Here is a 23,264-nt window from a genome sequence, read left to right on the forward strand (position 1 = left end):
CGCTGCTGGTGGCCAGCAGTCCGCCTGGTCCGAAGGCCACCGCGTACGCCGGGTCGGTGTCGAGGGGCTGGCCGAGAGGGTGGACCTGCTCAGGGTTCGAGGTGTCCCACAACCGCACCTGCCCGTTTCCGTCGCTGTCGCTGCTGCTGGTGGCGAGCAGTCCGTCTGGCCCGAACTCCACCGCGTACACCCTGTCGATGTGGTCGAGGAACTGGCCGAGGGGGCGGGCCTGCTCAGGGTTCGAGGTGTCCCACAACCGCACTTCCCCGTGTCCGTACCTGTCGCCGCCGCCGCCGCCGTCGTCGTCGTCGTCGCTGCCGGTGGCCAGCAGTCCGTCTGGCCCGAACGCCATTGCGGACACCCGGCCGGTGTGGTCGAGGGACTGGCCGAGGGGGCGGGCCTGCTCAGGGTTCGAGGTGTCCCATAACCGCACTTCCCCGTGTCCGTATCCGTCGCCGCCGCCGGTGGCGAGCAGCCCGTCCGACCCGAACGCGACCACGGATGCAGGACCGGTGAGGTCGGAGAGGGCGGCTGGGAGAGCGGGTAATTCAGCAAAGGTGTCTAGGAGGTTGCCGCGAATGCGTGCTGTCGTGTCATCCCCGGGCGCAAGGGAGCCCGCGGCCACCGCGTATCGCAGCGCGGCGGTCGGATCATCCTCACGACTGGTGTCGGCCAGAGTGAGCAGCCGGTCAGCGACCGCAGTGCGCCGGCGATCCTCCGCGATCTGGCTTTGCCGGTTGGCGATCTGGCTCTGCCGGTCAGCGCTCTGACGCTGCAGCTCGGCGACGACACCGAGGCTGGTTGCGACCAGTAGCAGCACGCTGAGGATGCTGAACGCCGCGACCAACCGCTGCCGCCCCCGTCGGCGGCCGGCCTTTAAAAACTCGAGGGTCGTCGGGGTGAGTTCTCCGTCTCCCAAAGCGGTGAGAGTGGCTCCGGCCAGACCACGGGGCCACAGCCGGTCCGCAACCCGGCCATGGCGTTTCCACTCCGCCGCGGCGGCGTCCGCCTGGCTGCGCTGCCGCAGCCGATCGGAGGCCATCCTGATCGCCCTGGTCAGCGGTGGCCAAGCGATCAGCAGCCGCTCGTGGGCCACCTCGACGGTCGCTGCACCCCCCCGAACGGCGTCCACAGTCAGCAGCCTTTTCGTCACGAACGGCACCAGCGCCGCCCGCACCCCACCCGGCAGATCCTCCAACGGGACACGCCGACGTGCCGGCCGCTCCTCCTCATCCACGGAGACCAGGTGCAGCAGAGCGGCCAGCACCTGATCCCCGTGCTGGCCGGAGGCCGCGGTCGCTTCCGCCAGTGCCGCGGCCGCGTGTGCGACCAGCGCACCCTGAACCCCGCCAACCGCCTTGTACAAGGCCCCCGACAACACCGTGGCCCCACTCTGGCGAGCTCGCGCGTACAGCTGTGACAGCGTGTACGCCAGCAGCGGCAGTCCCTGCCCGTCCCCGGTATCGGCCACCATCCGCGCGACCAACTCATCCTCGACGTCCAGGCCTGCCAACCCCGCCGGCCCAGTGATCACCAGTGGCAGCAGATCCCGTTCCAGCGGCTGCACCAACTCCACCCGCACCCGCAACCCGACCCGCGCAGTCTGCTCGGACAGTCCGTCCAGGTACTCCGACCGAACAGTCGCCACCACCCGCACGGGCCCGCCGGCCGCTGCCGCCAGCAACCCGAAGAACCATTCCTGCTGCCCTGTGCTCGTCCCCGGACTCAGGAGTTCCTCGGCCTGATCCACGATCAGCAGCAGCCGCCGTGCTCGGGCCGCCCTCAGCAGTTGCCGGGCCAAGCCCACCACCGCGTCTGGCTCCTTCAGCCGGGCGGCCAGACTGTCCATGGTCCAGTCGAACCCGAGGCCGCGGCCCGCCTCCGCCAGTACTCCCGCCACCGCCGTGATCGGCCCACCGCCGGCCACCAGCGGCGCTGTCACCAGCCAATCGGCGTCCTCCGCCAACGTCGGGGCGAGCCCTGCCGCCACCAGCGACGACTTCCCGCAGCCCGACGGGCCCGCCACCGCCAGCAAGCCGCCGGCGTCCGGGCCGCTCAATGCCTCAACCAGCCGGCGGGTGTCCTCCTCCCGGCCTTTGAACACCGCCGCGCGGCTCGCGTCGAACGCGTCCAACCCGGGAAACGGCGACCGGCCCGGCTGCCACACCGCCTCCCACACTCCCGCAAGCCCCGGAAAACCGACGCCGCCAGGAAACGATGGTGGTTCCGTCGGCTTCCCCCGCATCCCACCCGCCGCTGCCAACAGCCGCCGCCGCCCGACTTCCTCCTCGACTCCGAACAAATCCACTCCGACCAGCTGCCCCAACAAACCCGGCCGCGCGCAGTCCTCCACTCGCGCTGTCAGCAGCTTCCGCCCCGTCCCCGACGGATCTRCCGCCCATGCCGCCTGCCACTCCGCCTCACCGAACGCACAGGTCAGATAAGCCGCCGAAAGCACTGCCACCGTTCGCTCGGCCTCAATCGCGGCCCGATGCATCTCATGCACAAAGTGTGCACCCGCACCGAAATCCCATGCCTGGACAAGTACCCGGTAACCGGCTGCTTCGAGCTGCCAGGAAATCCACTCGGCCCAGCTCTTATCGCTCTCCGTATAAGAAACGAAGAAATCCAGGTGCCGCCTGGCCGGCCCGCCCGCAGCCGCGTCGTCCCCACCCGCTGGTAGGACCCCCGTCCCCATACCCACAGCCTGCCAGTTCGCGACTAACCGTCACAACCCACCTCGCGTGCTGATCCGACGGTGCGTGGACCTCAGGCACCTCGTCCGAGTTGGCGATGGCGTGGTCGGCACCGCGCCGGCCCTCTTCGTCGACCGGCTTGGCGTCGACCCCGCCGATGGGACGTCAGAGGCACGGACCGGCAGTTCCCAACCGCACTGGGTCGCACATCATCCGGCCGCGGACCGGCACCGCACGATATCTACCGTGGAGCGCATCCGCATCTGCGGTTGGACCGGATTTGGCCGCCATCGGTCTGGGATTGGTCTCGCAGGACGACCGCGGCACGCCAGATGCCGGTGCGCTCTGACATCTCGGGAGGCGCGTGGTTCGGGTCGGTGTCGCTGCGAGAGGCTGGCCCTCGTACGAATCGAACAGATCGCTCCCATGCCCCAAGGAGGCTCCCGTGACCGACACGAACACCTACGCGTTCGTCGACGCTGACACCCTCGACGTCCGGATCGTCCGTGGTGAGGCTGACACGGAAGGCACCATCGTCGGCCGCCTCGACGCCGCCGACGTCCCCACCCTCAGCGAGGCCGCCGACAAGCTGCTCGCGACCCTCGGTTTCCGCTCCGTCGGCGACTGGAGCACTGTTGAGGGTGGCCTGTTCACCGTCGTCGAGGAGACCGCGGCGGTGCCGACGGCCGGCTGACCGGCGACCACGAGCGCCCCGGTCTGGGTCCAGGCCGGGGTTTCTCTTTGCCCGGACAGGACGATGAGGGCGGCACCCGCCGAACATCGGCCCGTGACTCCCGGACGGGGCGTTCAGCGCCTCGTCTCGTACCTGGTCAGGACCACGCCGCCGGGAAACGTCCGTGTCTCCAGCAGGTTCAGGTTCGTCCAGCTGTCCAGCGCGGTGAAGAACGGGGTGCCCCCGCCGGTCAGAACCGGGTAGGTGGCCAGCGCGTACTCGTCGATCAGCCCGGCCCGCATGGCCGCCCCGGCGAGCGTCGCACCGCCGATGCTCATCGGGCCGCCGTCCTCGGCCTTGAGCCGGGTGATCTCGGCGATCGCGTCGCCGGTGACCAGACGGGTGTTCCAGTCGACCTTGTCGATCGTCGAGGAGAACACCACCTTCGGCGTGTCCCGCCAGTTCCGCGCGAACTCGATCTCCGCCGGGGTGGCGCCCGGCACCTGGTCGCCGGTCGGCCAGTAGGAGCTCATCGTCTCCCACAGCTTGCGCCCATACAGGGCCAGGCCGCTCGCCCGGTCCTGGTCGAGCCACCACCCGAACAGCTCGTCGCTCGGCGGCCCGCCCCAGCCGATGTCGTCGCCGGGCGCGGCGATGTAGCCGTCCAGGGTCAGGTTCATGCCGTAGATCAGTTTCCGCATGGCGCCAGCCTTCCGTGAGTCGGTCCCAGACATACAGACCGGCGCGCCGCGAGAAACTCATCGGTGCGCCATCCAGACCGCAGGCCCTGAAGGTCGTTTCCGGTGTTCGTCAATGCCGCTCAAGCTCGCTCGCCACTCCCGCCACTCCCGCCACTCCCGCCGCTCCCGCCGCTCCCGCCGCTCCCGCCACTCCCGCCATTTCGCCCGCGGCCGGTGTCGTCGGCGTCCAGATGAGGACCGTCCGGTCGTCCGCGGCGGAGGCGAGAGCGGTACGGCCGTCGGGCAGCGGGACAGCCGCGAGTGCGTTCACCCAGCCGGTGTGTCCGATGAGGGGGGTCAGGACCGGCTGGCCGCTGGCGGGGTTCCAGAGCCGGACTGACTCGTCCCAGCCGGCGGAGGCGAGCAGGATGTTCCCACCTGGTAGCGGCACTGCTGCCAATGTGTTCACCCAGCCTGTGTGTCCGATGAGTGGCTCGGCGGCTGGTTCGCCGGTGGCCGGGTCCCAGAGCCGGACCGTCGTGTCGGCTCCGGCGGAGGCGAGCAGGGTGCGGCCGTCGGGCAGYGGCACGGCGGTGAGCGCGATGACCGCCCTGGCATGTCCGGCGAGGGGCTCGGTGGCCGGCTCGCCGGTGTTCGGATCCCAGAGCCGGATCGTCCTGTCGGCTCCGGCGGAGGCGACCAGCGTCCGGCCGCCGGCGCCCGGGACCGTCGCCAGCGCGTTCACCCAGCTGGTGTGTCCGATGAGTGGCTCGGCGGCTGGTTCGCCGGTGGCCGGGTCCCAGAGCCGTATGGTCTCGTCGTGTCCGGCGCAGGCCAGCAGGGTGCGGTTGTCCGGCAGAGTGAACGCCGTCAACGCGGTGGACGGGCCGGGAGCCCCGAGCGGGTCGGCGGCCAGCCGTCCGCTGGTCAGGTCCCACAGCCACAGAGGTTCGGACTCTCCGGTGCCGGCGAGCAGAACTCGGCCGTCGGACAGGGTGGCCGTTGCCAGCGTGGTCACCGACCGGCTGGGTCCGGTGAGCGGACCCACTGCTGGCTCACCGGTGGCTACGTCCCACAGCCAGACCGTCAGATCCTCGGTGGCGAGGGCGAGCAGGCTGTGGCCGTCGGGCATGGGGACCGCCGTGAGCGCGGTCACCGAGCCGATGCGGCCGACGTGATCGCGGGCGGAACCGGCCCACATCGCGGTCTGGATCGTCCAACGACTCGTGGTGTGTCGGACGCACGCCTCGGCGAGGTCGTGCGCGCCCGTCTTGCGTGCCCAGACGTGCAGCCACCAGCGGCGTGGGTCGTGCGGGCGGGCCCTCCAGTCGTGCAGCGTCCGCTCGTAGGCGATCAACGCCGCGCGCGCCGCCGTCGACCGCAGGGCCAGCCGGTAGCGCAGAAGACTTTGCGGAGAGCAGGTGGCCAGGAAGACGGGGTCACTTGCCAGGCTCTCGATCAGGCCGGCCAACGCTGCATGCTCGGCGAGATGCGCCATCGCGTAGGCGGGCATCATCGGCGTGCCGTGCGTGCCGTGCGTGCCGGCGGTCGCCGAGGCCATCAGGTCGGCGGCGATACGCGCGTGGGCCGCCCGGACGGCGGCGGACAGCTCGTACGACAGATGGCGCAGATCCTCGTTGTCGCTGTCGTCCAGGGCGTCGCCGGCGCAGAAGTCGCGCAGGCTCTGGTGCCGAACCAGGAAACGGTCGGGGTCGCCGTCACGGCGGACCGCGAGGAACGGACGGAACATCCCGCGGACCAGCGCCCGGGCGTCGGCCTCGGCGATGCCCGCCCACAAGGCCAGGGTGCTTGCCGGCTGCGGTTCGCGTATCGCGGCCAGCGTGGCGAGCATCGGCAGTCCTTGGGCCTGCCACCGATCGCCGAGCTCCACGCGCCCGCGGGCCACATTGTCCGCGTAGTACGCGGCCAGCCCGGCGGGGAGCCGTGCGACATCGGCCGGATCACGGCGCTGGTCACGGATCTCGTCAAGCACGGTCAGCGCGTAGATCCACACCCCGCCGGAACGGTCCAGCAGTGTCCGGCAGAACCGCTCGGCCGCGAGTCCGGACGTGCGCAGCGCCTCGATCAGCTCAGGATCGTTTGCGGTGATCGCGGTGAGATAGTCGAACAGGTCCTGCCGGTTAGCGGTGCTCTGCACCTCGATGCGCTCGACCACCCGTGCCGCGGCCGGGATCGCCACCGACTTCGGCCGGGTCGTCGCGATGATCGCCGTGCCCGGCGGCAGACTCGGCGGCAGGCCCAGCGGCAGCTCACCCACCGCAGGCTGCGGCGCCTCGTCCAGGCCGTCGACGAGCAGGACCACAGGCGTGCCCGGTGCCTCGCGGTCGCGGCGGGCAGCGGCCTCCGACAGCCGGCCGGCCAGCCAGGCTGTAGCTTCAGCGCCCTCCGGAAGAATCCCGGCAGGCACGGCCTCCTCGAGCTTCCAACAGGCGATGAGCTGCGCGGCGAGATTTCGGCGTGCGGACTCCGGGGAACGGCCTTCGGCCAGCCGAACGAAATGGGCCGGCCAGACACGGGTGAAGGCCAGATAGGCGGCCAATGCCGACTTGCCCATCCCCGCCTCCGCCTCGACCAGCAGGAATCCGCCCCGGCGCTGCCGGACACAGCGGTCAAGAAATGCGTCGATCCGGCCGATCAGCTCCTCGCGCCCTCGAAACCGGCTCACCGGGTTGTCCGGCTTCGCCGGGTCGACCAGCCGCAGATCACCCGGTAACGGGTCCAACGGGATCACTGCCTGCCGCAACAGGCGAAACGGCCCCGAGAACCAATGCTGCAGAACGTTCCCGTAGTTGACGCCGACCGCCTGCCCACCCGGCGCCGACACGTCGCCGATCGTCACCCGGCTATGCTCCCCGTTCACCCGAGCCCGCTGTCGTGCCGACACCTCCACGACGGTGCAGGAGCTTCCTCCTGCTCACTGGTCACCCAGCCTGACCGTCGTTCCGTGGAGACGGTCGCTCGCCGTCGCTTCGCTGGATGACTCGCCCGTGGTTCACCCCGATGGCCGTCCCGCCGGGCGCGGAGACGGTTCCGATCTGGATGGGACCCGCGGGGTGGGAAGCCGCTGAACGCGGTGCCGGTTCAGGTCGCAGGCCGGTGCCGGGCGGCGCCGGCGCGGGCGATGTCGTCGTGGCAGCTGGGGGAAAGGGTGGCTCGGTGGAGGGCTTGGCGCGGGCGCCGGTGACCGCGAGCTTCGCCGCCTTCAGCAGTTCGTCGCGGGCGTCGTCCTGGGCGAGGCCGAACAGGTCGAACGAGACGACCTGGCCGAGCATCCCCGGGCGGTCGCAGTCCTCGACGCGGGCGACGAGGAGCTTGCGGCGGGCACCGGTGGGGTCGGCACGCCAGGCAGCCTGCCATTCCGCCGACCCGTAGACGGACTTCGTGTACGCCGTCGACAGCACGGCGAGCGTCCGCTCGGAGCGGGTGACACCCTCCTGCATGCCGAAGACCCAGTTGGTGCCGGGCACGAGATCCCATGCCTGGACGAGTACCCGGTAGCCGTCCTCTTCGAGCTTCCAGGAGATCCACTCTGCCCAGGACCTGTCGGCCTGGGTGTAGCTGACGAAGAAGTCCCAGCGCGCATCGCCGTCGATCGCCCCATCCCGATCCACCACGGCCACAGTGTGCCACCGCCCCGGGTCCCGTCACTCGCCCGGCGTGCCGGCGCTACAGGCCGAAGGCGCCCCCCTCGACGAGGATGGACAGGCCGATACCGATCAGGACGACGGGCATCAGGATGTGACCCCATCGGCTGAGTGCTCGGGCAATGACGGGGCGCGTGGCGAAGTAGCGGCCGGCGACGATCCACACGGCCAGTAGGACCAGGAAGACAACCGCGAAGACGCTCATGCCGCCAATGCCCGCGGTGGCGAACACGGGAACGTAGACGCCGATGTTGTCACCGCCGTTGGCGACGGTGACCGCGGCGACTTCCAGGACCTTCGGGCCGCCTCCCTCGGCCTGCTGTCCTTCCCGGTCCGAGTCGTTTCGATGTTTCCAGGCCTGCACGGCTGCCTTGATCCCAAGAACGAGAGGCAGGAGACCGAGGTAGGGAATGGCGTCTTCGGGAAGGAAGGTGGCACCGAACGCAGCTGCCACCGCGACCACGAGGATGGTCACGAACCCCAGGTACTGACCTGCGGCGATGCTGCGGCCCGCCCCCGGGTGGCCGGCGCCCTGGGCGAAGAACAGGGCGAGAACCAGGATGTCGTCGATATTGGTCACGGCGAACAGGCCCATGGCCTGGCCGATGATGCCCAGATTCACGAGTGCACCATTCCGCCTGCCGGGGAGCGGGACGCGGCGCGGAGGTCGGCGAGGGCAAGGGTGTTCCAGGAACCGCGCACCGAAAGGATGAGGCCAACGGCTACGAAGGCCGACACGGACAGCCACAGCACGACCGGCGCAGGCAGCTGCATGTTGTCGCGCGGCGGGGCCGTGACGCCGCCAGAATCCAACGCCCACGTCACGTGGCCACGGTACCGGTGCCGCGCATTCATGGAAGGTGCCGGCCCCAGGCGCTGGGCCCCGGAGCTGGGCCAGGCGCTGGGGCCCCGGCGGTCGTTCTGCGGCGGTCCCGCCGGGCCTCACCTGCTCCCGGCTGCCCGCCGTCGCAGTCTGCTCATGGCCTCCAGCGCCCGCTCCTGCCACACCGCGTCGCCGTTGTCGCTGAACACCGCGGATGCCGAGAGCAGCAGCGTCTCGGCCGTGGCGTAGTTCCCGCGATCCTCGTGGACCCGTGCGCGGGTCAGGATCACCCGCCCCCGGACCCTTCCGTCCGGCAGCCGCTCGCACAGCTCGGTGACGGTGTCCAGCATCTCGTCGGCGGCGTCCAGGTCGCCGAGGTCGACCAGGACCGCCGCGGTCGCGGCCATCACGTGCGCCTGGCCGACGGGGTCCCCCGCCGTCTGGACGATGTCCAGGGACTTGCTCAGGTAGGCGTGGGCGCCGGTCGAGTCGCCGCGGGCGACGAGGACGTTGCCGAGGCGGTACAGGGCCTGGGATTCCAGGCGCAGGTTCCCGAGGGACTCGGCCAGGTGGAGCGAGTCGGTCGAATACCGCTCCGCGCTCGCCACGTCGCCGACCTCGAGGTAGGTCTGCGCCAGGCCGCTCAGCGCGTGCGCCTCGCCGACCGGGTCGCCGGCGTCCCGGAAGCCGGYCAGGGCTGCGCGGTAGCGCTGGAAGGCGCCGTCGTGACGGCCGTGGACCCGGTCGAGGTGTGCCAGGTTCCGCAGGGTGAGCGCGCGGCCGAGGGTGTCGTCGAGGCTCTCGAACAGCGCCAGGGCGCGCAGCAGGCCGCCCTCGGCCCAGGCGCCGCCGCGGGCGATGCCCAGGGAGCCGAGCGAGCAGAGGACCGCCGCCTCGCCGCGGGTGTCGCCGTGCCGTTGGACTGCCGTCAGTGCCAGTTCGTGCGTGCTCCTCCAGTCGTCGAAGCAGCCCAGCGTCTCGAAGAAGACCACCGAGCCGACCGCGATGTTCCACGCCGCCTGCGGGCGGCCGGTGTTGGCGGCCTGGGCGACCAGGGCCGACAGGGTGGGGCGTTCGTCGGTGAACCAGCCGGTCGGGTCCCGCAGCAGCTTGTCCAGGTCGGCCTCGGCGAGCCCGCAGGGAGGGAGCGGGTCGCCGAGGGTCACGAAATCGCCGCCGTAACCGCGGCGGTGGCTCTCGCGCAGGATCGCCAGGCAGGCGGCGAGCACGTCGTCGACCGCGCGCCGCCGGTCGGCGGCGTCGTCCTCGGTCGCGCAGCGTTCGGCGGCGAACAGCCGGACCAGGCCGTGGACCCTGAACCGGACGCTGTCGGACTGCCGCAGATCGGGTTCCACCAGCCGGCATTCCACCAGCTCGTCCACCAGCGAGGCCGCGTCGTCCGCGCCGGCGCCGAGCGCCGCGGCCGCATGCCAGGCCCCGAAGTCCGGCACGTTGAGCAGGCACAGCAGCCGGAGGGTGCGGCGGGCCGGCGCCGACAACGTCTCGTAGGCGACGGCCAGCAGCGCCCTGATGTCCAGGTCGCCGTGCGTGAGCTGGTCCAGGCGCTGCTTCTCGTCGGCCATGCGCCGCACCAGTTCGGCGGCGCCCCAGTGCGGGTGCGAAGCCAGCCGCGAGCCGGCGATGCGCAGCGCGAACGGCAGGCCGTCGCAGAACCGGACGATCTCCCGCAGCGCCTCCGGGTCGGCGCGCAGCCGGTCGCCGGCCACGATCCGGCCCAGCAGGTCTTCGGCGGCGTCGGCGGGCAGCCGGTCGAGCTCGAACTGCACCACGCCGGGCAGGCCGAACAGCCGGCGCCGGCTGGTGATCACCACGGCGCAGCCGGCCAGCCCGGGCAGCAGCGGCGTCACCTGCGCCTCGGAGGCCGCGTCGTCCAGCACGATGAGGATCCGCCTGCCGCCGAGCAGGCTGCGCAGCATGTCCGCACGGCTGTCGAGGTCGTCCGGGATCTTGCGGGCGTCCACGCCGAGGCCGCGTAGGAAGCGGTCGAGCACGTTGGCCGGCTCGGCCGGCCGGGGGGTGGAGCCGTCCAGCCGGGCGAACAGCTGGCCGTCGGGGAAGTCGTTGCGCAGCAGGTGTCCGACCTCGACGGCCAGCGCCGTCTTCCCGATCCCGCACATGCCGGTGACAAGCGCGAGCGGGGTGCGGTGCGCCCTGGTGTCCCCGCTTTCCAGCAGCGTCTCGCACAGCTGCGCGACGTACTCGTCGCGGCCGGTGAAGTCGGGCGCCGCGCCGGGAAGCTGGTGGGGTACCAGGACGATGCGGTGGACGCCCGGTCCGTGCATCCGTGACAGGCTCAGCGACGAATCCTGGTTCAGGATCGACCGCTCTATCGCCTGGAGCTCGTGTCCCGGCTCGATGCCGAGCTCCTCGCGCAGGATGGAGCGGACGTTCTGGTAGGCCGCCAGCGCGTCGGCCTGCCTCCCGGCGCGATAGAGCGACACCATGAGGAAGCCGTGGAGGCGCTCGCGGAGCGGATGCTCGGCGCACAGCGCCGCGAGCTCGTCGGGGTCCTCCCTGCCGAGCTTCAGCCGGATCTCCGCCCGCTGCTCGACAGCCTTCACCCGGCGCTGCTCCAGCAGGACCGCCATCGACTCGGTGACCGGGCCGGACAGCTTGTCGTAGGCCGGCCCGCGCCACAGCCCGAGCGCCCGCTCCAGCAGTCGCAGCGCCTGCTCCGGCTCCCGACCGTGGTCCAGCGCCTTCACCTCGTCCATCAGCCGCTCGAACAGCCGGCTGTCGACGGATTCGTCCGGCACGTTGAGCGCGTAGCCGACAGGGTGGGTGTGGATGCTGTCCGGATCGCCGAGCACGGAGCGCAGCGCCGAGACGCAGATGTGGACCTGGGCCCGCGCGGTGCGTGGCGGGCTCTCGTCCCACAGCGCTGTGATCAGGCGGTCCAGCGGAACGACGCGGTTCGGCTGCGCCGCCAGCACCGCGAGCATCATCCGGTTGCGCCGCGCCGTGATCGCTATCGGGACTCCGTCGCGGACGACCTCGAAAGGCCCGAGCATGCGAAATCGCAGATCAACCACGGCTGCCCTCAAGAATCGTCCGCCGGACGGGCCGCAGTAAGGCGGTCGAGCTCCGTCGCGCCCGTGGTGCCGGCCGAACCGTCGGAACCGCGCGGCTCCTGCTCCCCATCGTCCACTCCCGTGTTCGATCGCGCGTCGAGTGAAATCCATCGTGTCTCACCCGAATCTGACAAGGGGGGTTCGAACCGAGGCCCCGGAAAGTTTGCCGATGTGTAGACAACTTTGCCGAGGCCCTGGGGTTCGAACGCGTGTCCACATACCAGGACCCTGATGCGAGGGTCGGAACCTGGAGCGTCGAACCGACGTATGCCAGAAGATGCGCCGGTGAATATCGGTGCCATGCCGCGCGGGTGATGTGGAGAACGCACGTATGAACCGCACGGTTGCGCAGGTAGGGCCCCCGGCGCCGTGCCGCGGCGATGTCCCACCGCGACTCGCGGTCTTCGGCCGATAGCGCCCCATCGCGGCGCTATCGGCGCCCGCGCCCGGACGATAGCGGCGGCCGATAGAGCCGTGGAAGCACGGCCTCCTAGCTTTCCGGACGTCAGCTCACCGGGCACCGACGTAGGGGGAATCTCATGAAAGGGCAAGGTCTGCTTCCAGCGCCTGGCCTGGTCGCGGCTCTGATGGTGGGGTCCGTCGGCGCCGCCGCCATGGTGAGCGCCTGGAGCGGGGTGGGCACGCCATGGGACTGACCGCATCGGCCGCCGAGGCCGGCAGGGCCGGCGAGGCGACCGGATCCGAGCCCGGATTCCAGGTGGTCGTGAACAGCGAGGGCCAGTACTCGATCTGGCCGGCCGACAGGGAGTGCCCGGCCGGCTGGTTCCAGGAAGGCACGAGTGGCGGCCGGCAGGAGTGTCTTGACCACATCGAGCAGGTCTGGACCGACATGCGGCCGCGGAGCCTGCGCGAGCACATGGCGCGGGTCACCGGCTCCTGAACCGGCTCTCCGAGCAGCAACGGCTCTCCGAGCAGCGATGGCCTGACACAGCGACAGGGGTGGACGATGAGTGTGCCGGTCGGCGTCGCCCGCGGGGGCGCCATGCTGGACGAGGCGGACGAGACCGCCGGATCCGGCCCCGAGGGCGTGGAGACCACGGCCGCGTCGACAGCCGCGTCGACAGCCGCGACGACAGCGGCGGCGTCGGGCGCCTTTCCGGCCGCCGGCCTGGACGAGGCCGCGCTGGTCCGGGTCCTGGCGCCCTTCGACCCGGCGGCGACAGCGGACGTCTATCCCCTGTCCGCCCTGCAGACCGGCATCCTGTTCCACGCCCTGCACCGGCCGGACCGCAACGACTACCTGTCCCAGAACGCCTACCGCATCGAGGGCGACCTCGACGCCGAGGTCTTCGTCCGCGCCTGGGCGCAGGTCCTGGAGCGCCATCCGGCGCTGCGCACCACCTTCGCCTGGGCCGACCTGCCACATCCGGTCCAGATCGTCCACCGCGGCCTGGCGCCGCGGATCCGCCGGGCCGACTGGCGCGGACGGTTCGCGGACCGGGACGCCGTCGCCGCGGACCCGGACCGGGACGCCGTCGCCGCGGCCCTGGAAGACCTGCTCGCCGCTGAACGCGCACGTCCGCTGGACCTGGAGCACACGCCGCCGATGTGCTTCGACCTGATCCGCACCGGAGCCGCCGAGCACCTGCTGGCCTGGCACCAGCACCACATCCTCTTCGACGGCTGGAGCACCTCCGTCGTCCTCGACGAGGTGTACCAGACGTACGCGGCGCTGCTGCGCGGCGAGCGGCCGCGGCTGGCCGCGCCGGTCCCCTTCCGCCGGCACATCGACTGGCTCGGCGCCCGGGACAGGGAGGCGGAGCATGCCTTCTGGCGCCGCACCATGGCCGGATTCGGCGTCCCGACCCGCCTGCCGTTCGTCGGCGCGGCGGAGCCGGACGGTCTCGGCGCGGTGGTCAAGGATCTTCGCGAGGTGCCCGAGCGGCTGTTCGCCCGGGTGCGCGACTTCGGCCGGGAGCATCGGCTGACCGTCAACACGATCCTGCAGGGCGTCTGGGCACTGGTGCTGAGCCGGCACAGCGGCGGGCGCGACGTGGTGCACGGCGCCGTGATGTCCGGCCGTTCCGGCGGGCAGCCCGGCGTCGAGTCGATGGTCGGCCTGCTGGCCAACTCGGTGCCCGTCCGCGTCGACGTCGACCCCGCGGCGCGGGTCGTGCCGTGGCTGACCGCGCTGCAGCGCCATCTCAACGATCTGCGGAAGCTGGAGCACTCCGGGCTCGCCGACGTCCGGCGCTGCTCCGAGGTGATGGCCGGCGAGCAGCTGTTCGAGACCGTCGTCAACTTCACCGCCTTCGCGGCCCCCGACCCCGAGCCTGTCGCCGGACTGCGCGTGAGCCAGGTCCGGGCCTACGAGCAGATCGGCTACCCGCTGGGTGTCACCGCTGTCTCCCGGCGCGACGGGCTGCTGCTCCAGTTCGCCTACGAGCCCGGCCGGGTGCCGCGCGCCGACGCCGAGCGCTTCTTCGGCCACGTCGAGCAGGCCCTCGCCGACCTGGTGGCGGACCCCGAGCGGACGCTGGGGGAGGTCTCGTTCCTCGGCGCCGAGGAGCGGCGACTGGTGACGCGCGACTGGGCCGCCCCCGGCGGTGCCTTCCCGCGCGATGCCACCGTCGGCGGCCTGTTCGAGCAGGCGGCCGACGCCCACCCGGATGCGGTGGCGCTCGCCGTCGGGGACTCCGAGCTGACCTACGCCGCGCTGGACGCCGCCGCCAACCGGATCGCGCGAACGCTGCGGCGCCACGGCGTCACCTGCGACTGCCGGGTCGGCATCGCGCTGCCGAAATCCGAGGCGCTGGCCGTCGCGGTGCTCGGCGTCGTCAAGGCCGGCGGTGCCTGCCTGGCACTGGACCCGGCCAACCCGCCGGCCCGCAACGCGCTGCTGATCGGCGACGCCGATCCGGCCGTCGTGCTGGCGTGCCGTGAGACCGCCGCCGGGCTCGGCGACGCCGCCGCGGGGCGCACCGTGCTGCTCCTGGACGACCCGGCGACGACCGCCGCCATCGCGGCCGAATCCGCCGAGCGCGTGGCGGACGTCGCCTCGCCGCTGTCGTTCGTCCACGTCTGTTACACCTCCGGTTCCACCGGCACGCCCAAGGGCGTCGGCCTGAACCACCGGGCCGTCGTCCGGTTCGCGCATCGGCCGGACTACCTGGCGTCCGGCCCGGGCGAGGTCTTCGGCCAGCTCCAGTCGCTGGCCTGGGACGGCTCGCTGATCGAGCTCTACGCCACCTGGCTCAACGGGGGCACGCTGGTGATGCCGCGGCCCGGCCGGCTCGACATCCCGGACATCGCCGCGCTGCTCAGGCGGCACGGCATCACCACGCTCGGCCTGACCACCGCCCTGTTCCACCAGATCGTGCAGCATGACATCGACGCGCTGGCCAGCGTGCGGCAAATGATCACCGGCGGGGACGTGCTGCTACCCGAGGCCTTCACCGCCCCGCTGCACAGGTACCCCGGGATCTCGGTCATCGCGTGCTACGGCCCGACCGAGAACACGACCCTCACCACCTCGATCACGGTGACCGCCCCGGAGCAGGTCGGCGCCCGCGTCCCGATCGGACGTCCGGTGCGCGGCTCGACCGTGTACGTCCTGGACGAGTCGCTGCGCCCAGTCCCCGCCGGCGTCGTCGGCGAGCTCTACACCGGCGGCGACGGTGTCGCGCGCGGCTATCTGAACCAGCCCGCCGCGACCGCCGGACGCTTCCTGCCGGATCCGTTCAGCCCGGCCCCCGGCGCGCGCATGTACAAGACCGGCGACCTGGCGCGCTGGCGCGGCGACGGGGTGCTGGACTTCGTCGGCCGCGCCGACAACCAGGTCAAGGTGCGCGGATACCGGATCGAGCTCGGCGAGATCGAGGCCCGGCTGACCCAGCACCCCGGCATCGGCGAGGCGGTGGTGGTCGCCCTGCCGGACGCCTCCGGGCACAAGCGGCTGGTCGCCTATCTGGTGGCCGCGCCCGGTGCGGCGGTCCCGGGCAGCGCGGAGACCAGGCGCTTCATCCAGCAGACGCTGCCCGTGTACATGACGCCGTCCGCGGTCGTCCCCCTGCCGCGGCTGCCGCTGACGTCCAGCGGCAAGGTCGACAGGGCGAAGCTGCCGGATCCGGCGGAGGCCGGGCCGGACGACGCGGCGGCGAGGGTCGCGCCGCGCGACGACGCCGAGCGGGCGCTCGCCGAGCTGTGGGCCCGGATCCTGGGGCGGTCGGAGATCGGCGTCCACGACAACTTCTTCGAGCTCGGCGGCGATTCGATCCTGTCCATCAAGCTCGCGTCGCAGGCGCGCAAAGCGGGGATCGCGCTGTCGTCGGCGGACGTGTTCGCCCATCAGACGATCGCGGAACTCGCGGCGGCGGTGGCCGGCGGCGCCTGCTCCGGGCCGCTCGCCACGGCCGAACAGGGCCCGGTCGTCGGCGAGCTGCCCTTCACCCCGATCCAGCGGGCGTTCCTCTCCGGCCGGGGCCCGCACGACCACTTCAACCAGTCCAGAGCCCTGCGGTGGCGTGGCTCGGCCGACGCCGACGCCCTGCGCGGCGCGCTCGCGGCGCTCGTGGCGCACCACGACGCGCTGCGGACGCGGGTGTCGCCGGACGGCGCCTCGCAGCGGATCGGCGAGCCGGGTTCGGCGGCCGGCCTGCTGGAGGGCCTGCTGGAGGTCGTCGACCTCGCGGACGGCGACCTCGCGGACGGCGACCTCGCGGACGGCGACGACGCGGCGGCCGTCGAGGCCGTCGCCCAGCGGGTCCAGGCCGGGCTGAGCCTCGCGGACGGCCCGCTGCTGCGGGCCGCGCTCATGCGCGCGCCGGGACATCACGACCGGGTCCTGATAGCGGTCCACCACATGGCCGTGGACGTCGTCTCCTGGAGCTTCCTGCTGGAGGACCTGGCCACGGCGTACGCGGAACTCGCGGGCGGCGCGGATTCGGCCCTGCTCCCGCCGAAGACGTCCTCGTTCTCGGCGTGGGCGCACGAGCTCGCGGACCGGCCGTCCGTCGGGGTCGAGGAGTCCGCGCCGCTCCCCGTCGACGACGACGGGGCGAACACCTACGCGTCGATCGGCGTCGTCAGCGCCTGCCTCACCGCCCACGAGACGCAAGGCCTCCTCCGCCGGCCGCGCGGCACCGACCTCGGTACGGCGGATGTGCTCCTGGCCGCGCTCGGCCGCACGCTGTTCGGCTGGAGCACCGCGGACAGGATCCTGATCGACGTCGAGACGCACGGGCGCGACCTCCTGGACGGACGGCTCGATGTGTCCCGCACCGTCGGCTGGTTCACCGCGATCCATCCCGTGGCGCTGGCTCGTCCGGACTTCGGCGAGCCCGGCGACGTCGGGGCCGCCGACCTCGGCGCCGGTGTCCGGTCGGTTCGGGAGAGCCTGCGCGAGGCCTCAGCGCGACGTGCGGCCGCCGAGCCGGGACACGCGCAGGTCGGTTTCAACTACCTGGGCCAACTGGGCGGGCGGTCATCCGACGCGTACGGGCCGTTCGACGTGCTGCCGCGGACCTGGGGCTCCGAGTGCGACGCGCGCATGGAGCGGCCGTACCTGCTCGACGTCGTCGCCGCGGTGCGCGACGGCGTGCTGACCGTGACGTGGATGTACTCCGAGGGGCGGCACCGGCGCGCGACGATCGAAGCCCTCGCGCGGCGCCATCTCAGCAGCCTGCGTGAGCTGGCCGCCCGCCTGGCCGCCGAGCCCGCCGTGACGGCCGAGCCCGCCGTGACGGCCGAGGAGCGCTGGCTGGACCGGTTGGGCCCGGATCCGGCACTGCTGTCGGCGCTGATGGCGCGTTACCGCACGCCGGGAGCCGGCGTGGCCATCGCCCGCGACGGCGTGATCCAGGCCTGGGGCCGCGGCACGACCGAGGTGGGCGGGCCGGATCCGGTGACCACGCGCACGGTCTTCCAGCTCGGTTCCATCAGCAAGCACCTCACGGCGTTCGCGGTGTCCGCGCTCGTCCAGTCCGGACGGCTCGATCTCGACACCGACGTGAACCACTACCTGCGCGGCTGGGAGCTGCCGTCGGCGCACGGCCCGATCACGCTGCGGACGCTGCTCGACCACACCTCGGGACTGAGCCAGGTCGACGTCGACACGTATGCGCCGGACGAACGGCTGCCGGCGATCTCCGACCTGCTGGCCGGGCCGGCGATCGGCCTGGTTCGGGCCCCGGGCTCGGAGTACGAGTACTCCGGTGCCAACTACGCGGTGATCGAGAAGGTCGTCGCCGATGTCACCGGCCTGCCCTACGCGGCGGCGATGGAGCAGCTCGTCCTGGCGCCGCTGGGCATGGCGGACTCGTCCTTCGACCCGGAGTTCCCGAAGCACCGCGGCGCTGACGTCGCCCTCGCGCACTCCGCCACCGGCCGGCGGTACCCGGAGGGCTGGCGGAACTTCCCGTCGATCGCGGCCGGCGGCATGTGGTCGACACCCCGCGACCTCGCCCTGGTCGCCGTCGAGATCCTCGACGCGATGGCCGGCCGGGGCAAGGTCATGACCGGCGACTCGGCGCGCGCCCTGACCGGCGACCTCGCGAACGGATACGGACTGGGCACCGTCGCCAAGACCGCCGACGGCCGCCGCTGGATCGGCCACCCGGGCGACAGCCCCGGCTTCCGCGCCCTGACCGCGCTGGACCCCGACAGCCGTACCGCGGTCGTGGTGGCCGCCAACGGCGACGGAGCGGGACTGCTGCTGGAAGAGCTGTTCGGGCAGCTGCAGCCGAGCCTGCTGATGCGGGTGCAGGGCCCCAGGAAGTTCACCTGACGTCCCGCCCGCCGTGTATCGACCCGTCCCCGACCGTCCCGACCGTCCCCGACCCGTCCCCGTTTCGTCCTCGTTCCGTCCTCGGCATGGCGGCCGGGGCCTTTCAGGAGGTGCCGATGAGCATCGACGTTCGTGCCGAGGGCCTGGCGGCGACCGGCCCCTCGGCGGCAGAACGCCGCCTCCGTGCGGCGGCCGCCCGCCGCTTCGGTGGCATCCCGTCCCGTCAGTCCGCCGACGCTCCGCTCTCCGCGGCCCAACGGGGCGTCTGGATCGCCGACGCCATGCTCGGCAACTCGGGGGTCTACAACCTGAGCCATCTGGTCTGGCTGCGCGGCGGTCTGGACCCGGTGCGGCTGCGGGCCGCGCTTGGTGCGATCGTCGAACGGCACGAGATCCTGCGCACCGTGTTCGCCGGGGTGGACGATCCGCGGCAGGTCGTGCGCGCCGCCGACGGGTTCGAGCTGCCGCTGCACGATCTCGAGGTGCTCCCGGAGGCACGGCGGCGGGCTGAGGCGATGCGCGTCGCGCAGGCGGAGTCCGGGCGGCCGTTCGATCCCGTCGAGGGCCCGCTGTTCCGCGCGGCGCTGATCCGGGTCGACGCCGGGACGCACCTGCTCGTCCTGAGCATGCACCATCTGCTGGCCGACGAGTGGGCGCTGGGCAACCTCATCGCCGAGGCGAACGCACTCTACAACGGCGGCACCATCCCGGACCTCGCCATCCAGTACGGCGACTTCGCGGCCTGGCAGGCGGCACGCCTGGCCGACGGGCTGGCCGACCGCCAGCTCGAGTACTGGCGCGAAGCCCTCGCCGATCTGCCGCACACCCTCGACCTGCCCACGGACCGGCCGCGAGGGGCGCGGCCGTCGCATGTGGGCCATCGTCGCGCGCTCCGCCTGACCGCCGAGGAGTCGTCGGCCTTCCGGCGGCTGGCCGCGGACCACGGCGTCACCGCGTTCAGCGCCATGACCGCGGTCTTCGCCCTCGTCCTCGCCCGGCACGCCGGGCAGCGGCGTTTCGCGTTCGGCACCGCGGTGTCCGCGCGCAGCCGGGTGGAGACCGAACCGCTGATCGGGCTGTTCGCCAACACGGTGGCCATCCCGCTCGACGTCGCACCCGAGGCCCCGGCGGACCGGCTGCTGCGCGCGGTCCACGCCTCGGTGGTCGAGGCGCTCGACCACCAGGACGTGGCGTTCGACCGCGTCCTCGGCGAGCTCGGTGTGCCGCGCAGCATGGGCCGCCATCCGGTCTTCCAGGTGCTCGTCCAGTGGGCCGAGGACTCCGGCGGCGGCTGGCGGCTGGCGGACGTCGAAGCGGAGCCGGTGACGCTCGACCACGGATCGGCCAAGGCCGACGTGACGCTCGTCGGCGTCGGCGGCGCGGACGGCATCGAGTTCGAGGTCATCTGCGAGCGGGATCTGTTCGAGCCGGAGACCGCCGAGCTGCTCCTCGGTCACTTCGCCACCGCGCTGCGCCACCTGGTCGCGCGACCCGGGACCCTCGTCGGGGACGTGCCGCTGGCGAGCGCCGAAGAGCAGCGGCGTCTGGAGACCGAATGGCGCGGATCGTTGGGGGACCTCGCCCTCGACGTCACGATTCCGGAGCTCTTCGACGAGATCGTGGCGCGGCAGCCGGACGCGCCAGCTCTGACATCCGGGGATGGTGTCACCACTCTGAGCTACGCCGAGCTCGACGCCGCCGCCGACCAGCTGGCGGACCGGTTGCGGCGCCTCGGCACCACCGTGGACGAGTGCGTCGGCGTGGCCGTGGCGCGCTCGGTCGAGATGGTCGTCGCGATGGTGGCCATCGCCAAGGCCGGCGGCGCCTGCCTGCCCCTCGATCCGGCGAACCCGGTCGAGCGCAACGCGTTGCTGATCGCGGAGCGCGACCCGGCCGTCGTCATCGCCGGCCACGCCTGGCAGGCCGCCCTCGGCGACGCCGCCGCCGGCCGCGCGGTGATCGTCCTCGACGACGAGGGCGGCCGCGGGCGCGTCACCGAGGAGGCACGTCCCGCGGCCCGGACCGCCACCGCCACCGCCACTGTTGCCGGCACCGGCACCACCGCCACCGCCACCGCCACCACCACCACCGCCACCGCCACCGCCGACACCGACGCCGACGCCGCCACTGCCACCGGCTTGAGCCTGGCCCACGTCTGCTACACCTCCGGATCGACCGGCACCCCGAAGGGCGTCGGCATCACCCACCGGGGCATCGTCCGGCTGACGCGCGGCCACCACCCCGCCGTCTACGGCCCGGGCCAGACCGCGGTGCTGCTCGCCCCGATCGCGTTCGACGTCTCGCTCATCGAGCTCTGGGGCTCACTGCTGAACGGTGCGCGGCTGGTCGTGCCCGAACCCGGGCGCCTGGACATCCCGGTGGTCGCCGACCTGCTGCGCCGCCACGGCATCACCACCCTGATCCTGATCACACCGGTGTTCCACCAGATCGTGCAGTGCGACATCGAAGCCCTCGCCGGAGTGCGCCACCTGCTGGTCGGCGGGGACTCGATGGCCGCCGCGGCCCTCACCGCCGCGCTGCGGGCTCTCCCCGACCTGCAGGTGATCGCCTGCTATGGACCTACGGAGAACACCGGGATCACGACGTCCATCGACTACGTGGACCCGGCGAGTGTCGGCACCCGGGTACCGATCGGTCGCCCGACCCCGCACAGCACCGTCCACGTGCTCGACGAGGCCCTCCGCCCGGTCCCGGCCGGGGTAGTCGGGGAGCTGTACTCCGGCGGCCACGGGCTCGCCAGGGGCTACCTGGGCCACCCGGCCGCGACCGCGCAGCGGTTCCTGCCGGACCCGTTCAGCGACGTGCCCGGCGCCCGCATGTACAAGACCGGCGACCTGGTGCGCTGGCGCACCGACGGCATGCTGGACTTCGTCGGGCGGATCGACGGGCAGGTGAAGATCCGGGGCTTCCGGATCGAGCTCGGCGAGATCGAGACCCGGCTGGCCCTGCACCCCGGCGTCGCCGAGGCCGCCGTGGTGGCCCGCCCGGACGCCGACGGGCACAAGCGGCTGATCGCGTACATCGTCGCGCCGCCCGGCGCCCGGGCGCCGGGAGCGGCCGAGGCCAAGCGCTTCATCCAGCAGGCGCTGCCCGAGTACATGACGCCCTCCGCGATCGTCGTCCTGGACCGGATGCCGCTGACCGCCCACGCGAAGCTCGACCGCGACGCCCTGCCGGACCCCGCCGGACTGCCGGACTCCGCGGCCGCGGACCGGACCGCGCCGCGCACCGCGGTCGAGGAGATCCTCGCCGGGATCTGGAGCAGGGTGCTCGGCGTGCCCGAGGTCGGCGTCCACGACGGGTTCTTCGACCTGGGCGGTGACTCGATCCAGTCGATCCGCATCGCCTCCGAGGCCCGCCGGGCCGGACTCGTCCTCGCCTCGGCGGACATCTTCGACCATCCGACGATCGCCGAGCTGGCCGAGATGTCGGTCGGTTCGGGGCCGGCCGGGCCGGCCGGCGACCCGGATCGGGGCCTGGCCGTCGACCCGGAACAGGGCCCGGTCGTCGGCGAGGTCCCGCTGACTCCGGTCCAGCACTGGTTCACCCGCCAGGACTACGTGAACGGCCGCTTCAACCAGGCCGTCCGGCTGGCCTGGGACACCGGGCCCGAGCCCGACCCGGCCGCGCTGGCCGGCGCCCTGGACGCCCTGCTCGCCCACCACGACGCGCTGCGGCTGCGGCTGACCTGTTCCGACGGTGTCTGGCAGCAGCAGGTGGCGGCCGGCGAAACCGAGAACGTGCTGGAGGTGATCGATCTCGACGACACCGCGCCGGGGGATCAGGAGGCCGTGATACTCGCCGCCGCGGCCCGCGCCCAGGACGCCATCAGCGCCGCCGACGGACCGCTGGTCCGCGCGGTGCTGTTCCGCGGCGCCGAGGCCGGCCCCCAGCTCGTGCTGGCGATCCACCACCTTGCCGTCGACACGGTGTCGTGGGGGATCCTGCTGGAGGACCTCGCGACCGCCCACGCGGACCTCGCCGCGGGACGGCAGCCGTCGCTGCCCGCCAAGACGACCTCGTTCCAGCGCTGGTCGAAGGCGCTGAGCGCCCATGCCCGCAGCGCCGGTTTCGACGCCGAGGCGGCGTTCTGGGCCGACTACCTCCTCGGCGGCGACGACGAGGGCCGCCTGCCGGCCGACCGCCCGGCGGGCTCGAACACCGTCGCCGACGAGGCGATCGTGGGCGTCGACCTGACCGAGGACGAGACCTCGGCCCTGCTGCGCCGGATGCCGGCGGCGCACGGCGCGCAGGCGGTCGAGGTGCTGCTCGCCGCGCTCGCGACCACGCTGAGCGGCTGGACCGGTGCGGCCGCGCACGTCATCGACCTGGAAGGCCACGGCCGCGAGCCGGTCGTCCCCGACGCCGGGCTCGACGTGTCGCGCACCGTCGGCTGGTTCACCGCGCTGCACCCGGTGCGGCTGGAGCCGCCGGCGTCGGACGACCCGGTCGAACGCCTCACCGCGGTCCGCGACCAGCTCCGCTCGATCCCGCACAAGGGCGTCGGCTACGGGATGGCGCGCTACCTGCGTGGTGACGCGGACGGCGGTGACGTGCCGCCGAGCCCGGCACACCTGGTCTTCAACTACCACGGGCAGATCGCCGCCGGCACCGCCGGCGCGGGCGGCGCCGGCGGCGAGATCAGGCGCCTGCGGGCCTCGGCGGGCCCCGAGATCCAGGGCGCCGCGCTGCGTCCCTACCGCCTGGAGGTGACCGCCGCCGTGGTCGCGGGATCCCTGCGCGTGACGTGGACGTACTCCTCGGCGCAGTACGACGCGGCCACGGTCGCGTCACTCGCCGAAGCCTGTCGCACCGAGCTTCGGGCCCTGATAGCCACCACCACGACCACCACCGAGATCAGGCGGTAGC

Annotated in this window: 10 protein-coding genes; 4 read left to right on the forward strand and 6 right to left on the reverse strand. The window is 72.5% G+C overall.

Annotated features, from left to right (window positions below; translation table 11 throughout):
- The coding region (locus CcI49_RS40515; RefSeq protein ID WP_116437406.1) for a TIR domain-containing protein at positions 1–2,698 on the reverse strand (2,698 nt) is incomplete at its 3' end.
- A gap of 443 nt (positions 2,699–3,141) precedes the next feature.
- Here CcI49_RS40515 and CcI49_RS13470 point away from each other — a divergent pair.
- Positions 3,142–3,390 (forward strand): hypothetical protein, encoded by a 249-nt coding sequence (locus CcI49_RS13470; protein ID WP_076826891.1) that lies wholly within the window; start codon positions 3,142–3,144, stop codon positions 3,388–3,390.
- A 113-nt stretch (positions 3,391–3,503) separates the two neighbouring features.
- On the opposite strand, the gene CcI49_RS13475 is transcribed toward CcI49_RS13470, so the two are convergent.
- The 5 genes from CcI49_RS13475 to CcI49_RS13500 all read right to left on the reverse strand — a co-directional run bounded on the left by CcI49_RS13475 (position 3,504) and on the right by CcI49_RS13500 (position 11,569).
- Entirely contained in the window at positions 3,504–4,070 is a 567-nt protein-coding gene (locus CcI49_RS13475) for a dihydrofolate reductase family protein (protein WP_076826893.1), read from the reverse strand.
- Positions 4,071–4,179: 109 nt separating this feature from the next.
- On the reverse strand, positions 4,180–6,909 hold the full coding sequence (locus CcI49_RS13480; RefSeq protein WP_076826895.1) for a WD40 repeat domain-containing protein: 2,730 nt from the start codon (positions 6,907–6,909) through the stop codon (positions 4,180–4,182).
- 82 nt (positions 6,910–6,991) lie between these two features.
- Positions 6,992–7,690 (reverse strand): toll/interleukin-1 receptor domain-containing protein, encoded by a 699-nt coding sequence (locus tag CcI49_RS13485; protein WP_063793236.1) that lies wholly within the window; start codon positions 7,688–7,690, stop codon positions 6,992–6,994.
- A 46-nt stretch (positions 7,691–7,736) separates the two neighbouring features.
- The gene (locus tag CcI49_RS13490; RefSeq protein ID WP_054569654.1) at positions 7,737–8,336 is read right to left on the reverse strand and encodes a cadmium resistance transporter; all 600 of its coding nucleotides are present in this window, start codon (positions 8,334–8,336) and stop codon (positions 7,737–7,739) included.
- Positions 8,337–8,656: 320 nt separating this feature from the next.
- Entirely contained in the window at positions 8,657–11,569 is a 2,913-nt protein-coding gene (locus CcI49_RS13500; protein WP_076826900.1) for a BTAD domain-containing putative transcriptional regulator, read from the reverse strand.
- Positions 11,570–12,275: 706 nt separating this feature from the next.
- On the opposite strand from CcI49_RS13500, the gene CcI49_RS13505 reads away from it, so the two are divergent.
- The 3 genes from CcI49_RS13505 (at position 12,276) to CcI49_RS13515 (ending at position 23,263) form a co-directional block, all read left to right on the forward strand.
- A complete protein-coding gene (locus CcI49_RS13505) occupies positions 12,276–12,530 on the forward strand; it encodes an MbtH family NRPS accessory protein (protein ID WP_054569545.1) in 255 nt (84 codons plus the stop codon).
- 66 nt (positions 12,531–12,596) lie between these two features.
- A complete protein-coding gene (locus CcI49_RS13510; RefSeq protein ID WP_076826902.1) occupies positions 12,597–18,374 on the forward strand; it encodes a non-ribosomal peptide synthetase in 5,778 nt (1,925 codons plus the stop codon).
- A gap of 116 nt (positions 18,375–18,490) precedes the next feature.
- Complete coding sequence (locus CcI49_RS13515) at positions 18,491–23,263, forward strand: non-ribosomal peptide synthetase (protein WP_158230763.1); 4,773 nt, start codon at positions 18,491–18,493, stop codon at positions 23,261–23,263.
- Position 23,264: the final 1 nt, after the last annotated feature.

The sequence above is a fragment of the Frankia sp. CcI49 genome (assembly GCF_001983215.1).
Taxonomy (GTDB): Bacteria; Actinomycetota; Actinomycetes; order Frankiales; family Frankiaceae; genus Parafrankia; species Parafrankia irregularis.

What these genes read in the sequence shown, in the direction of transcription:
- CcI49_RS13475 (WP_076826893.1), bottom strand. Translation starts at nt 4,070, where the DNA reads ATGCGGAAACTGATCTACGGCATGAACCTGACCCTGGACGGCTACATC.
- CcI49_RS13505 (WP_054569545.1), top strand. Translation starts at nt 12,276, where the DNA reads ATGGGACTGACCGCATCGGCCGCCGAGGCCGGCAGGGCCGGCGAGGCG.
- CcI49_RS13510 (WP_076826902.1), top strand. Translation starts at nt 12,597, where the DNA reads ATGAGTGTGCCGGTCGGCGTCGCCCGCGGGGGCGCCATGCTGGACGAG.
- CcI49_RS13515 (WP_158230763.1), top strand. Translation starts at nt 18,491, where the DNA reads ATGAGCATCGACGTTCGTGCCGAGGGCCTGGCGGCGACCGGCCCCTCG.